Annotated in this window: 12 protein-coding genes; 4 read left to right on the top strand and 8 right to left on the bottom strand. The window is 43.5% G+C overall.

From position 1 onward, the window contains the following. Positions 1 to 125: 125 nt before the first annotated feature. A complete protein-coding gene (locus tag C6Y39_RS10955) occupies positions 126 to 1,256 on the bottom strand; it encodes an enoyl-CoA hydratase/isomerase family protein (RefSeq protein WP_105931275.1) in 1,131 nt (376 codons plus the stop codon). A gap of 49 nt (positions 1,257 to 1,305) precedes the next feature. Beyond that, on the bottom strand, positions 1,306 to 2,460 hold the full coding sequence (locus tag C6Y39_RS10950; RefSeq protein WP_105931274.1) for an acyl-CoA dehydrogenase family protein: 1,155 nt from the start codon (positions 2,458 to 2,460) through the stop codon (positions 1,306 to 1,308). Positions 2,461 to 2,716: 256 nt separating this feature from the next. Here C6Y39_RS10950 and C6Y39_RS10945 point away from each other — a divergent pair, with 256 nt between their 5' ends. Then, a complete protein-coding gene (locus C6Y39_RS10945; protein ID WP_338065013.1) occupies positions 2,717 to 4,300 on the top strand; it encodes a response regulator in 1,584 nt (527 codons plus the stop codon). A gap of 74 nt (positions 4,301 to 4,374) precedes the next feature. On the opposite strand, the gene C6Y39_RS10940 is transcribed toward C6Y39_RS10945, so the two are convergent. Then, the gene (locus tag C6Y39_RS10940) at positions 4,375 to 5,250 is read right to left on the bottom strand and encodes an NAD(P)-dependent oxidoreductase (protein ID WP_105931272.1); all 876 of its coding nucleotides are present in this window, start codon (positions 5,248 to 5,250) and stop codon (positions 4,375 to 4,377) included. A gap of 87 nt (positions 5,251 to 5,337) precedes the next feature. Here C6Y39_RS10940 and C6Y39_RS10935 point away from each other — a divergent pair, with 87 nt between their 5' ends. Beyond that, on the top strand, positions 5,338 to 5,823 hold the full coding sequence (locus tag C6Y39_RS10935; protein WP_105931271.1) for a glutathione peroxidase: 486 nt from the start codon (positions 5,338 to 5,340) through the stop codon (positions 5,821 to 5,823). A gap of 43 nt (positions 5,824 to 5,866) precedes the next feature. Then, on the top strand, positions 5,867 to 6,892 hold the full coding sequence (locus C6Y39_RS10930; protein ID WP_105931270.1) for a 2-hydroxyacid dehydrogenase: 1,026 nt from the start codon (positions 5,867 to 5,869) through the stop codon (positions 6,890 to 6,892). Positions 6,893 to 6,998: 106 nt separating this feature from the next. Here the strand turns inward: C6Y39_RS10930 and C6Y39_RS10925 are convergent, their stop codons facing one another. Further along, the gene (locus tag C6Y39_RS10925; protein WP_105931269.1) at positions 6,999 to 7,742 is read right to left on the bottom strand and encodes a methyltransferase; all 744 of its coding nucleotides are present in this window, start codon (positions 7,740 to 7,742) and stop codon (positions 6,999 to 7,001) included. Positions 7,743 to 7,757: 15 nt separating this feature from the next. Then, on the bottom strand, positions 7,758 to 8,519 hold the full coding sequence (locus C6Y39_RS10920; RefSeq protein WP_105931268.1) for a Nif3-like dinuclear metal center hexameric protein: 762 nt from the start codon (positions 8,517 to 8,519) through the stop codon (positions 7,758 to 7,760). Positions 8,520 to 8,750: 231 nt separating this feature from the next. Here C6Y39_RS10920 and C6Y39_RS10915 point away from each other — a divergent pair, with 231 nt between their 5' ends. Further along, the gene (locus C6Y39_RS10915) at positions 8,751 to 9,086 is read left to right on the top strand and encodes a hypothetical protein (protein WP_105931267.1); all 336 of its coding nucleotides are present in this window, start codon (positions 8,751 to 8,753) and stop codon (positions 9,084 to 9,086) included. 156 nt (positions 9,087 to 9,242) lie between these two features. Here the strand turns inward: C6Y39_RS10915 and C6Y39_RS10910 are convergent, their stop codons facing one another. The 3 genes from C6Y39_RS10910 to C6Y39_RS10900 form a co-directional block, all read right to left on the bottom strand. Beyond that, positions 9,243 to 9,866: a TetR/AcrR family transcriptional regulator gene (locus C6Y39_RS10910; RefSeq protein ID WP_105931266.1), complete on the bottom strand. Its 624-nt coding sequence runs from the start codon at positions 9,864 to 9,866 to the stop codon at positions 9,243 to 9,245. Positions 9,867 to 9,969: 103 nt separating this feature from the next. Continuing rightward, positions 9,970 to 10,992: a protease SohB gene (gene sohB, locus C6Y39_RS10905; protein WP_105931265.1), complete on the bottom strand. Its 1,023-nt coding sequence runs from the start codon at positions 10,990 to 10,992 to the stop codon at positions 9,970 to 9,972. A gap of 117 nt (positions 10,993 to 11,109) precedes the next feature. Beyond that, positions 11,110 to 13,635 (bottom strand): acylase, encoded by a 2,526-nt coding sequence (locus C6Y39_RS10900; RefSeq protein WP_105931264.1) that lies wholly within the window; start codon positions 13,633 to 13,635, stop codon positions 11,110 to 11,112. Positions 13,636 to 13,702 lie beyond the last annotated feature (67 nt).

The following is a 13,702-nucleotide window of genomic DNA, read 5'->3' as shown; positions in this document are numbered from 1 at the left end:
TTAGGATACCAAATCCAGTACCTTGACGGCAATACAGTGTTCCATTGCTCCGTCAGAACCTTGTATTGCAAAAGGTGCCCTAGTCGGCACGATAGAGCTAAAGCACCTTTTAAGACTTATAAAACTTAAAGTGACGCCAGCGGATGGTTCTCTTTCGTCCAAGGCGAAGTGAAATGATGCTCAATCTCGCCCGGGGGAACATCTTCTACGTGCTTATATTTCCACTTGGGCGCCATGTCTTTGTCAATCAAGAGCGCCCTAACACCTTCTTGAAATTCACCACTCTCACCGCAACGACAAGACATGTCAGCTTCCATTCTAAAGCATTCAGCTAGCGTCATATCTCCACCTCTCTCGCACTGCTCAAAAACTAGGTGCATAGTAATGGGAGAACCTTTCGCTAATGTCGCTTGAGCTTTTGATAGCCACTTGTTGTCTTGCATGTCACATGACAAAATCGCATTTACAACCTCAGTAACGTTGTCGCCTTTACACAGTTCATTAATCAATGCCATATTGGGTTCGATATTGCTTTGCGGGATATTTTCTGGCCCTGCAAGGTCACTCAGGACATGGGTCACCGCCTCGCTTAAATTATCCAAATCAGTATCGTTCCAAGAATAATTTGCAAGCTGCTCGAACAAATTATCCTTTTCAGCGCTACTTACCATAATATCAGCTAATCCAACGTAGCAAGCGTCAGTCCCATTCATCTGCCCACCCGTTAACCCTAAAAACAATCCTGATTTTCCTGGTAGCCGAGGAAGAAAGTAACTTCCTCCAACGTCAGGGTAAAGTCCGATGGTAATTTCAGGCATTGCCAGGCGAGATGTTTCGGTGACAACTCGATGGCTCGCACCGCAGAGAAGACCCATACCGCCGCCCATCACAATGCCACTTCCCCATACAATAATGGGCTTGTTATAGTGATGAATGGTGAAGTCTAACGTGTATTCAGTTTCGAAAAACGTTTCTAGGAATGCCGGAATTTGTCCTTGAGCTTCAACCATTGATTTGTACATGGAAACGATGTCACCACCAGCACAAAAAGCCTTTTCGCCAGCCGAGTCGATAACTACCGCAACAATATCGCTTCTCGTATGCCACCTTTGTAATGCTTTTAGCATAAGGTCTGCCATTTCCAGATCTAACGCATTTAATGCCTTTGGCTTATTCAACGTCAACCGGCCTATTTTAAAGCCATCTGTTTTCGTACTAATCTCTTCAACGATCACAACTGATTCGGCATCTGTCATTGCAACTCCTATAAGGAAATCCGTTTATAAAAATAAATAAAAACGCGTTTTACAGTACGCTTCGTTCGTCAGACAGTAAACGCCTACCGATGATCACCCGCATTATTTCGTTAGTGCCTTCCAATATCTGGTGAACTCGGACATCTCTGAAATGACGCTCTAGAGGATATTCTTTTATGTAGCCATATCCGCCATGCAGCTGCAATGCGTCGTTACATACGTTAAAACCGACATCTGTTGCAAAGCGCTTCGCCATTGCGCAATACGTTGTTTTATCAGCGTCATCGTTATCCAGTTTACATGCAGCCATCCGAACCATTTGTCTTGCAGCAACAAGTTCTGTTGCCATGTCAGCCAGCTTGAATTGTAACGCTTGAAAACCAGCAATAGGCTTTCCAAATTGTTCACGCTCATTCATGTAGTCTCTCGCTACATTTAACGCTTGCTGTGCGGTCCCAACTGAGCAAGTTGCGATATTAATACGGCCACCGTCCAAGCCTTGCATTGCCATTTTAAAACCCTGGCCCTCTTCGCCTAATAGCCAACTTGGATGAAGCTTCACATTATCAAACGTTATCATACGGGTTGGTTGCGCGTTCCAGCCCATTTTCTCTTCTGCTTTGCCATACTCAATGCCTGCTGCATCAGCAGGAACAGCAAATGCAGAAACCCCTTTGGGACCATCTTCTCCGGTACGAGCCATAACAACCAATACGTCTGTGCTACCCGCGCCAGAGATAAAAACTTTTGAACCGTTTAAAACGTACTCACCGCCTTCCTTAACGGCTTTAGTTTTAAGCGACGCCGCGTCAGACCCAGCGCCAGGCTCTGTAAGGCAATAAGACGCGAGCTTTTCACCAGAAACCAGCTTTTCACACCATGTGCTCTTTACTTCTTCGGTTCCCCAGGTTGCAATCATCCACGTCGCCATGTTGTGAATAGTAAGCATAGCGGTGGTTGTCGTGCACCCCATCGCAAGCTGCTCGAAGATAATTGAAGAATCAAGGCGCGAAAGCCCTAGACCACCAGCGCTTTCTGGCGCGTATAAACCACAGAATCCTAACTCGCCTGATTTCTTAATTGCCTCAACAGGAAAATAATGTTCTCTGTCCCACATCGCTGCATTGGGCGCCAACTCTTGTTGTGCGAATTGACGGGCGGTTTCTTCAAAGGCTAATTGGTCGTCTGTTAAATCAAAATTCATGAGTCATACCTTCAATTGATTTGCTTTTCCATAACAATAACCAATAGCTACCCCTTACGTAAACGTAAAGGTAAACATTCTTTTAAAATTTGTCGCAAAGGACGTAAATATTTTGTGACGAAAAGAGGGTCACTACTGGATATCGCCTCCATCGACATAAAATCTTGGTCTATTTGCTAATGCACTTTTATGCCGCTACTGATAACCTAGCTACTTTGTCATCACACACTAAGTACTCGTGGAATTTAGAATTGCTATTGTAGAGGATAATGCCACCGCTCGAACTGCACTTCGAGGGCACCTTATGTCTATTGCAAACTTAGAAGTGAGTAGTTTTGCTACAGGTGTTGAACTCAAGGCCGCGCTAAAAAAGCAAAACTTTGAGTTGTTGCTTATGGATTACCACCTCGGTGAAGGCAAAAACGGTGTAGAATGGGTTCATAATCTTCGCGAGGCGGGGTTTATTCGTCCAAGCACGGGCATTATCTTTTTAACCTCAGATCGCTCCCCTCAAATCATTGGTCGTATCATGGACCTGCAACCTGATGTCCTTCTTATAAAACCCTATACAATCGCATCCCTGACCCGGCAAGTTAACCACTACTTAACGTACCGAGACTTTATAAAGAACGCGTTGCATTCGCTTGATAATAAACAGCCAGACCGAGCAGTAAATATCATTAGAGCGAAGATAAAAGAAGGCATTCCACCTCGTCTTGTTGGAGACATCAGAAAACTTTACGCCCGTCTTCTTGTCGAGTGCGGAGAAATTCGCCGTGCACTAAGCATTTATGAAGATGTGTTAACCCGTTCGGAAAAGGTACTTTGGGCTCAATGGGGTAAAATTAAGTGCCAGTATGCTTCAGGTCAGTGGCCAGATTGCAAAAACCATTTGAGCGATTTAGTTAATTCAAGTCTTGCTCGCGATAAAGCCTTTGAATGGTTAGCATCCATTTCCTTCGAGCAAAGTGCGTTTGAAGATGTAGAAAAATATTTAAACGAAATCAACTTTAGCGAGCTCAGTCTTCCCGCAGCTAAATTAAAAACTATGGCTTTTCAGAAGCAGGATAAAGTCATAGAAGCCATTGACTTACTTCAGAAAAAAAGAGCAATGCATAGAAGCGCTAAAGACAGGTTCGTTGACTTTACTTTCGAACTCGCAGAATTTTATCTTTTGTTAGCGGAAGAGTCCCCAAAGACAAATCGGACAGAGAGTTTGTCTCAGGCCCGTAAGCTAGTAGGTATAGCAGGGCGAAGCCAAGGTGATCCACAAATTCTTCAAAAGCGAGATTATCTCCTTGCCTTCGGCGCAGTAATTGAGAACGATTTAGAAAAAGCGGCGCACCTGCTTGAAGGCGATCACATCGACAACTATTTGAGAACAGAGCCTTCGATTTTAGTGATTGCAGCTAAAGTCCATCACGGTTTAGGCGACGAGCGTAAAGCGGGTGAACTACTTTTGATGGCTAAGCAAAAAAACGCTGAGTTACAGGTCATCTCTGAACAAGTCATGAATGATGAACTCATATTTTCAGGTGGGGAACGTTTAGGGTTAAATCATGAACAGGCCGTTGCTATCAACCAAACCGGCACCCAGTTATTCATTGAAGGGAGTTTCACAAGCGCAATGAAGCACTTCTATGACGCGTTTCACCTCTCTGAAGAAACGCCAGCATTTGGGTTAAACCTGCTTCAATGCATGATTGAGGCAGATACGGGCGTGTATCGAAAATTTAACCTAAAACAGCTTATCGATAAGATATCGACGATGAAATTAAATGAAACTAATAAAGCCCGTCTTGAACAGCTTATTCTTTCTAGTCAAGAGCAATCGATTTAAAGCTATCAATGAAAACGCGACCCTGATTGTTAACCAGGATCAGCGTTAACGTTTAAATATCTACCAGCGTAAAATTATTTGAGGCGTGTTAACAGGCTAGAGGTATCCCAACGTCCACCGCCTAACTTTTGAACATCGGCATAATATTGGTCAACAAGTGCAGTAAGAGCTAGCGTTGAACCATTTTTACGCGCTTCATCTAGCGCAATGCCTAAATCCTTTCGCATCCAGTCAACCGCAAATCCAAAATCAAATGTATTGCTTAGCATTGTGCTGGCTCTGTTTTCCATTTGCCAAGATTGCGCAGCGCCTTTACTGATTACATCAATTACAGCATTACAATCTAATCCGGCCCTTTGGCCAAAATGCAATGCTTCTGATAACCCTTGAACGATACCCGCGATGCATATTTGATTCATCATTTTTGCTAATTGACCGCTACCGCTCTTGCCCAATAGCTGACTATGTCGAGCGTAATGAGACATTACTGGCTCAGCTTTATCATAAAATTCTTGATCGCCACCAACCATTACCGTCAGTTGACCGTTTTCGGCCCCTGCCTGTCCTCCCGAAACAGGTGCATCAAGAAAGCCGATATTTTTTTCTGTGCAAGCGGCGTAAAGCTCTCTGGCTACATCCGCCGATGCAGTAGTGTGGTCCACAAGAACGCTGCCTGGTTTCATCACTTTAAGTGCTTGATAGGCAACGTCTTTCACATCGTTGTCATTTCCTACACACATAAAAACAATGGATGCATCTTCGCAGGCCTGAGAAACCGTTTCACAAGCCTTAACTTGTGCCCCATCTAAATTATAAGTCGTTACCCAGTCTTTGGCTTTTTGCGCCGTTCGGTTGTAAACAGTCACAGGGTAACCCGCTTTGCTTAAATGGCCGGCCATTGGAAAACCCATAACACCCAAGCCTAAAAAACTCACTTTCAAATTACTCATACAAAATATACTCTAGAAGATAAACATCAATGTTTTGATTACTTAAGAGTAACAGACTTAACAACAACAAAAACATAGGAATTTACTTTGGAACTCTACTCGCATCACATTACCCGCAATACCGGCGAACAAATCACCCTTGAACAATACAAAGGGAAAGTGTTGCTCATTGTCAATACCGCCAGTAAATGTGGGTTTACTCCGCAATATGAAGGGTTAGAGGCACTTTACAAAAAGTATAAAGACAAAGGTCTGGAAATACTGGGGTTTCCATGTGATCAATTTGGTCATCAAGAGCCAGGGAGTGATGAAGATATTGCAGAGTTTTGTAGTTTAAATTTTGGTGTGTCTTTCCCTTTATTTCAAAAAACTATTGTGAACGGTCCTGAGGCAAATCCGCTTTTTGAGTCATTGAAAAAAGAAGCGCCAGGCCTATTAGGAACCAAGCGTATAAAATGGAATTTCACAAAATTTCTTGTTACCCCTGATGGCAAGGTATTAAAACGATACGCGCCCACCATCAAACCTTCGGCAATCGAAGCTGATATTATTAAGCATTTACCTGTTGACTGATCACTCCAAAAAACTTTATTTACCTGCTTAAGGATTAAGGCATATGGCACAAAAAGGTTTATCGCTAGACGACGGCTCTAGCAGAAATGTGGCTTTTTTTAGCACTCGGCCTTATGAAAAGCAGGTCTTTACTGAACTGCTCAATGTACGCAATGAGACGTTAACCTCTCCCATAGAGGCAACATTTTTTGAGCATCCGCTAAACCCCTCTACAGCATTAAGTTGTGAAGGATTCTCTGACGTTGTGGTATTTGTAAATGACGATGTAAGCGAAGCTACAATTAAAGCGTTGAGTCAAAATAATGTAAGCCACGTAGCGCTTCGTTGTGCTGGCTACAACAATGTGGATGTGGACGCGGCAGCTGAAATGGGGATCAGTGTGAGTCGTGTACCGGCTTACAGCCCTGAAACTGTTGCAGAGCATACGCTTGCGCTTATCCTTACATTGAACAGAAAAACACACAAGGCCTATAACCGGGTTAGAGAGGGTAACTTTAACTTACAAGGTTTAATGGGCTTTACGCTTCATGAAAAAAACGTTGGCGTTATTGGAACGGGCAAAATAGGCAAAGCGGTCATTCGAATATTGCTCGGATTTGGGTGCAATGTATTATGCTTTGACCCAACACAGGACTCTTCTGTTATCTGCATGGGGGCTCAATATGTCTCTCTCGACGAGCTGCTATCAAAAAGCGTGATTGTTACGTTGCATTGCCCGCTCAATGAACATAGCCAGCACATTATAAACGCTGACAGCATTGCCAAGATGCCTGACGGTGTCATGCTTATTAACACGTCGCGAGGGGGGTTACTTGATGATGCAGCGGTCATTAAGGGCCTAAAATCGAAGAAAATCGGCTACCTAGGCTTAGACGTTTACGAACGCGAGTCTGAACTCTTCTTTAGCGATCATTCTCAGGAGATTATTCAGGATGATGTTTTTCAGCGGCTTACTACCTTTCCCAATGTTTTAATAACCGGGCACCAAGGTTTTTTTACTCAAGAAGCCCTCCATGAAATTGGAGAGATAACGCTAGATAATATAATGTATGGCGGCAACAGGCTCTGACCCATAGCCGCTTTTGATGGCTTATTTATACACTCACTTATCGCGCCTTTTTCCAATCTAAGCTGCTTGACACAGTAAGCGGTTGAGAAAAGAAAAAGGCATATTATTACGGTTTTTTAAGTATTAATTGGAAATATTTGCCAAGCCACATATAAGGTGCTTTTTTATGATATTGACGTTCTAGCGCCAGTAATTCGTCGAACTTACTGCTCTGATGGCTTATATCGCGCATATAGTCATGAAAACATCGAATTCCAGCTTTTTCTATCACCTGAAAACCAAGCGCCTCACAGTGCTCCACTACCCGCATAGCACTTAATGGCTTTTTAGGATTAAGCCTAACCTGCTTTTTCACTTTCATGCCTTTGGCGATATAGTCAAAGTTACCGTAAATGGCATTCGCAAATAAGTTTGCATCCTGGTTGAAAAAGCTCAGACTAAGAGACGCCCCACTCTTCATATTGTTAAAAATATAGTCTATTGCATCGAAAGGCGCGTCAAGCCATTCAAGCACTGCATGACACACAACCAAGTCATAGTCAGCAAAGTCTTCTATAGCCTGCAGGTACTGCTGTCTTATCGTTATGCCGTCACATGCACTAAGAACAGTAGCAGCTTGTTCAAGCACATCTTTAGATGCGTCGGTTAGCGTAACAGTGTGCCCCATTGACGCTAAATGGGCAGACATAACCCCTGTTCCGCCGCCTATCTCAATGACGCGCAGCGGTTTTGCAACATAGGGCGAAAGCACATCACAGAGTAAGGTGTGCCTTAGCTTTCCTTTTGTTGTACCGTAAATATTATTTGAAAATTTTTCAGCGATTCCATCAAAGATACGATCGTTGTTCATATACCTTACTCTACATCACGCAGGATTATCGATATCAATGAACTGAACAGTCACGTCAAATTGTTCTGCTATATGCTCACCTAAAGATTTCACCCCATAGCGTTCCGTAGCATGGTGGCCAGCGGCAAAAAAGGTGATCCCCATTTCTCGTGCAGTATGTACCGTCTGCTCGGATACCTCGCCGGAAATAAAAGCGTCTACACCAAGGTCCACGGCTTGTTCGATAAACCCTTGTCCGCCTCCCGTACACCAAGCAATAGTTGAAATGGGTTTAGTGACAGGGCCCTCAATTAAAATCTCTCGACCTAGAAGCTTTTTTAACTTCGATTGCAGGGTGTGACCGTCAACCGACTCTACTAGGTCTCCCTGCATAACAACGCCCAACGGCTTAACGCTACTTACCGCGCTCACATTTTCAATTCCTAGAAGCGCTGCAAGTTGACGGTTATTGCCGAATTCTGGGTGTACGTCTAATGGAAGGTGATAGGCATATAGATTAATATCGTTAGCAAGCAGCGCTGAGAGACGTCGTTTTTTCATGCCAGTAATAACTTGAGATTCACCTTTCCAAAAATAGCCATGGTGGACAATGATAGCGTCCGCATTCTTTTCTACAGCAGCATCAACTAACGCTTGCGATGCTGTCACGCCCGTTATGATGGTTTCTATATTGCGTGCGCCTTCTACCTGTAAGCCGTTAGGGCAATAATCACTTATTTCTTTGACCCTAAGCATGCCATCAAGGTAATTCTGTAGTTCAAGATTGGTAATAGACACAAGTCCTCCGGTTGAAAATTAGACAAAATAGCCAAAAAGCGCTATAAAAAGACGCGAACGTATTCAAAATTACTGCTTATGGGCAAACACAAGTAGTTTATAAATTTGCAGATGTTCACCTTGTCGGCTTGGGTAATTTGTCGTGAAGCGTTACATCAATACTAGTTTAAGACAGCGCTTTTATAGGTTTTGAATCGTTCACTATGTTAACAAATTAAAGAGCAAAAAAGCATGACAAACTTACACAAAGATGCAGTGTTAGCAGCTTTCACTGACGCTTATAAGAAGGCTAACGGTAAAAGCCCTAATATCGAAAGTAAAAGTGGATGGTACAGCGTAGACGGTGGTAAGAACGTACGACTCGCACAACTTCAAGAGATGATAGCGTCATTGGAATCACAGCACGGGAATTCTGCTGAGAAAACTTCAAAGAAGAAAAATACAACTACCGCGACTACCACAGCGAAGAAAAAAGCCACAAGCCCCACGAAATCAGGATTTTCTGTGAAAGACTTTTGGGCAGAAAAACTTAATGCAGAAGCACCTGGCGCCACCCTTCCTCGCTAGGTTAACAAATAAAAAGCAATTCCAAACAAAAGGGATTTACGTAATGCGTAGTTGCATGGCCAGCTTCTCATTACGTAAAACACCTAATCGGTAACCACCCGTAAAACAATAGTAGCAGCTGATACCCAAGTGTTTGATTGTCTAAGCGGAGTGGTATTACTTGCCAGCTAGCCCTTGTGCCACAAATGGAACAAGGTGCTGAATCACTTCTTCAATATCAACGTGCTTATGAAAATCTGATTCTGCAATCTCTGTTAAAGCTTGGCTCGACGCCATAGAAAACACAAAACTTCCCATTGCAAAATGTAATCGCCAGAATAGCTCCTCCTCCGGTAATTCCGGAAGGCAACGCCTTATAGCGTCAACGAGCGCACGAATACAATCACCATAATCATTCATTAAAAACTTTCGCAAGTGGCCCTGAGTTTCGTTATACCCTCGCCCTAATAACTTAACAAAGGTGGCTGTGCCCTGAGTAGATAGCGTATTAAGGTTTATCATCGGTGGGATAAGTGAATAAAGTAGCTGCTCCACGCCTTTCACGCCCTCTATGTGCGGTAGCGACGCTAAACAGGATTTCACTTCCGGCATAAGCTGGTCGAAATAGCGCTTAAAAACCGCTTGAATAAGGTTTTTCTTGCTGCCAAAGTGGTAATTGACGGATGCAAGGTTCACTTCAGCTCTGGCGGTAATTTCTCGCATCGAGGTTTGTGTAAACCCGCTTTGAGAAAACAAATATTCAGCCGCATCCAATATATCGGTTTTCGTATGCCGTGCCATATTCTTCTTATTATCTTTTTTGTAAGTTGAAAAACTTAACCCACGCCTGCCTGACTAAAAAAGGCGAGATTCCGTTTTTTCAGTCGCAGACGTGTGCTTAACATTAAAACCAGTGACGGGCTTTATTCATAGATTTCATAAAAACACGCTCAACAACATTTGCTGCCGACATACCAAGTTTTTCTGCAACGTTCTTTTTCACTGAATATTTAACGCTAAAGATTTCTCGCGCAGGATAGTGAGAAAGGATGTAATCATCGGATGTAGTAATGTCGTCAACTAAGCCAAGCGCTTTAGCCTTGATACCTGGCCAGTATTCACCGGTTGCCACCTTGTCGATGTTCATATCTGGGCGCTGGCTTTGCACAAAATCTTTGAAGAGCACATGGATTTCTTCAATTTCCTCTTTGAACTTTGCGCGGCCTTCATCGTTGTTTTCGCCAAAAACCGTTAGCGTGCGCTTAAATTCGCCCGCAGTGTGCTGTTCAAACTCGATATCGTTTTTCTTTAATAACTTATTAAAATTTGGAAGTTGAGCCAATACGCCAATACTTCCGATATACGCAAATTGAGAGGCAAGAAGGTTGTCAGCTACGCACGCCATCATATAACCACCACTAGCGGCCACTTTATCTACAGCTATTGTCAGCTTTATCCCTTTTTCTTTAATTCTTTGGAGTTGTGACGCCGCTAGGCCGTATCCGTGCACAACACCACCACCGCTCTCTAGACGAACCAGTACTTCATCGTCTTTATTAGCTACGCATAAAATAGCCGTAATTTCTTCCCGTAAGTGTTCAACCTCGTTTGCATCCATAGAGCCTTTAAAGTCAATCACATATAGTCGAGACTTTGGGGTATCGTCGCCCTTTTCTTTACTTTTTGCTTTAGCTTCTTTTTTCTGTTCTTTCGCCAACTTTTTCAGTGCATTTTTATCTAACAACACCTGCTTTGCGTAGTTAGTGATGTCTTTTAATTGCTCTGAAATAGACACGATTTCAAGCTGCCCTTTTCCTTGTTTTTGCTTACTTGCAACGCCAACAATGGTTGATACCACTACAACAAAAGCAATGACCAGTGTCGCTGCTTTGGCAACAAACAAACCGTACTCGTACAAAAACTCCAAACTCTACTCCTAGTAAGATAAGCGGGTAACATTACGTCACAACATTTACGTAAATAGCGACTTCACCGATTAACGGCAAAGTCGCTGTTTTCATTACGCTATAATACCAGTCTCACGCTAGTCTGACGATAGGGTAAGCTGCTCAATCTTATTGGCTTCAATTTCTTCTTCCGTGAAAAAGATGTCTCTCAGTGTTGGCTGCTCAGAATAAAGCTCGGTTTGGTCCAAGAAATGCTCGCTGCCATACTTACGTGATTGTGAGTAGGTCAATATACCGCGCCCTTTTGGTCCATTGTCCGTAAAGTTAATAACCATAGCCCAACTCGTGCCATAATTTATGTGGTAACCCTCTGCTTCAGCACTCATGATGGTAGTGCTATTAACCGGGTCATAAGTATGGCGTGGAAGGAGTGTTCCGTTTCTATTTCGAATGACGTCAAACACATTAAAGCCGCCCTCAATGTTGTGCGCGCCCGCCCATGGCAACTTAATACCTGATGGTGCACCGTTTGGTAGGCTGCGTTCAACAAACTGTACCTCGCCTAAAGGAGCATCAAAAGCAACACCTGCTTGCTCGATAACCTGAGTTGCTCTTGCTAAATGTTGAAGAGTAACTTCGTTTTTAACCAAGCCAGATGGCGTGCTGACAGGCGCATCGAGGGAGAAAGGTGTTTCCCACTGTGGCGCTTGATTAAATTGAAAAGCAAACTCTCTGAATACATGTGCCCCTGTGCTTGCCAGGTTCATTGTGCCATCCCAGTCTTCAAGTGCAGCGCAAGCTTGTGACACATCCACACTGGTACCGTCTACATCGACTGGTGTATCACCTTGTTCTGCACATATCGACAGTAACGAAGGCAAAATATTTTCTGCTAAATAGCTTCTGTTATTAAGCAGCAAACCTTCTACTTCCTCCGGCGTGAAAGTACCGTCACTGCCAGCTTCATTTTCAATAAACTGTTGACCCATGCGCGAACGCAGTGATTGTTGGTTGTTCACGTTACCGAAAAGCGGGTTACTGACTACAATAGGCGAATCGAGATTAGTTAGCCAATAGCTATCATTAGAGTTTTGTACCGAGTCAGTACCTTCGTATTTTGGCGCTTCTTCATAAGGCACGGGCCCTTCGAAATCAAACTGAGAAATATTTCCAGGTAAAACCGTGAAGCCTGCAGCCGCTTTAGTTTGAATAAGCAACGGATTTGTTGTGAGCTGCTCTATCGCTGTTTCAGTTAAATTTGGAACGGTTGAGTCATCAATATAAAAAACCTGACCGTCAGCAGAAGCCGCCATAGTGTTATTAAAAATAACGCCATCATAATCTTTAAACGCTTGCTTAAATTCATCCATTGATGTTGCCATGTTCATGGCAAGCCAATGATCAACGATATCGAAATTAGGTAAGTTGGCATCTTTTATTGCAAACGCGTTGTTCCCTGTCCAATCAAAATTACCCGGCACCTCTATCATAGGACCGTAGTTGGTGTAGTAAGCCGTTTTATTAAGCTTAATTGTCTGCCCACCACCTACAGCAACATCTATTTGCAGTGGTTTTTCGTAAATAGTTCGTCTATTACCGTCAACAACATGGGTAAGACCAGATTCATCGTTTTCATCGAGAGTGAGTTGATAAACCACAAAATGCTCGGCTGTAGAGAATGTATGTGTCCATGCAACGTTCTCATTAAACCCAATATTAACTGCACCTGGCAATCCCATTAACGAGCCACCTGTAACATTTAAATGACCCGGTACTTGAGCATGAAAATTCCAGAAACGAAGGTTACCGGTATGGGGAAAATGTGGGTTTCCAAGAACCATACCTTTTCCGTTGGTTGTCTTGTCACTGCCTAGCCCCCATCCATTTGACCCCATTTCCTGGGGATTTCTTTCAGGTAAAGCGACCGTTGGCGCAATATTAACAGAAGCAGCGATCTCGCTTGTTGATGCTGCAGGTGTAGGCAAGTAACTTTCCCCCTCAGGTGCAGCAATAAACATTGGCCCAAGGAAATTAGCCGCCCCTGGAAGAAGCGCCACACCCAATGAATAGGTTAAAAGATCAACACTATCTATTTCAGTTACCCATGGCTGCCCGGCACAACTTTGGTCTTGGTCTTCAATTGGTGTTTCGTTTAAATAACGGTTATAGCCCGCGGTATACCCCTGAAACATAGCGCGTGAGTTCGCTGAAAGTCTCGGCAAATTCTCTTCGGCCAGCTCTCGTATGCCCAGTGTCAAAAAACCGAAGTCATTAATAAGGTGCTCGGAGTCACCGCTACCGGGGTTTAGATCCGGTCCATAATACTTAGCCCGTTCTGAGTTGTATTTCAGTATTTGATCTGCCAATACACAAAGATTATCTCGAGCAAAAGCATAACCAACGCCGTACGCCATACTCTCTAAATTATCCGCTCTAACATGCGGTACTCCGTAAGTTGTCCATGTAATATCGGCTGAGAGTGAACCGTCAGGCGAAAATGCTGGTATTGGTGCTGGTGTAGGGTCTGGAGTAGTTGGCGGAGTTGGTGCTGGTTGCTCTACGTTTGAGAAATCGTTGTCGTTGTCTCCACACGCCGCCAATAGCGTCGCTAAAGAAAGCGCAATAAGCGTTCGTTTAGTAGCTAACGTATTTTTTTTTATCATCGCATTGAATCCCTGTAATAAATGAAAAGGCCTTTCTCTCTTGAGCATATATAACCTTTCTATGCTG

The organism is Alteromonas gracilis (genome assembly GCF_002993325.1).
Classification (GTDB): Bacteria; Pseudomonadota; Gammaproteobacteria; order Enterobacterales; family Alteromonadaceae; genus Alteromonas; species Alteromonas gracilis.
The sequence above is the reverse complement of the archived record's forward strand: the minus strand, read 5'-3'. Positions and strand labels throughout refer to the sequence as shown.

Coding starts and splice junctions, on each gene's coding strand:
- C6Y39_RS10955 (WP_105931275.1), bottom strand. CDS start 1,256: ATGACAGATGCCGAATCAGTTGTGATCGTTGAAGAGATTAGTACGAAA.
- C6Y39_RS10950 (WP_105931274.1), bottom strand. CDS start 2,460: ATGAATTTTGATTTAACAGACGACCAATTAGCCTTTGAAGAAACCGCC.
- C6Y39_RS10940 (WP_105931272.1), bottom strand. CDS start 5,250: ATGAGTAATTTGAAAGTGAGTTTTTTAGGCTTGGGTGTTATGGGTTTT.
- C6Y39_RS10930 (WP_105931270.1), top strand. CDS start 5,867: ATGGCACAAAAAGGTTTATCGCTAGACGACGGCTCTAGCAGAAATGTG.
- C6Y39_RS10925 (WP_105931269.1), bottom strand. CDS start 7,742: ATGAACAACGATCGTATCTTTGATGGAATCGCTGAAAAATTTTCAAAT.
- C6Y39_RS10915 (WP_105931267.1), top strand. CDS start 8,751: ATGACAAACTTACACAAAGATGCAGTGTTAGCAGCTTTCACTGACGCT.
- C6Y39_RS10910 (WP_105931266.1), bottom strand. CDS start 9,866: ATGGCACGGCATACGAAAACCGATATATTGGATGCGGCTGAATATTTG.
- C6Y39_RS10900 (WP_105931264.1), bottom strand. CDS start 13,635: ATGATAAAAAAAAATACGTTAGCTACTAAACGAACGCTTATTGCGCTT.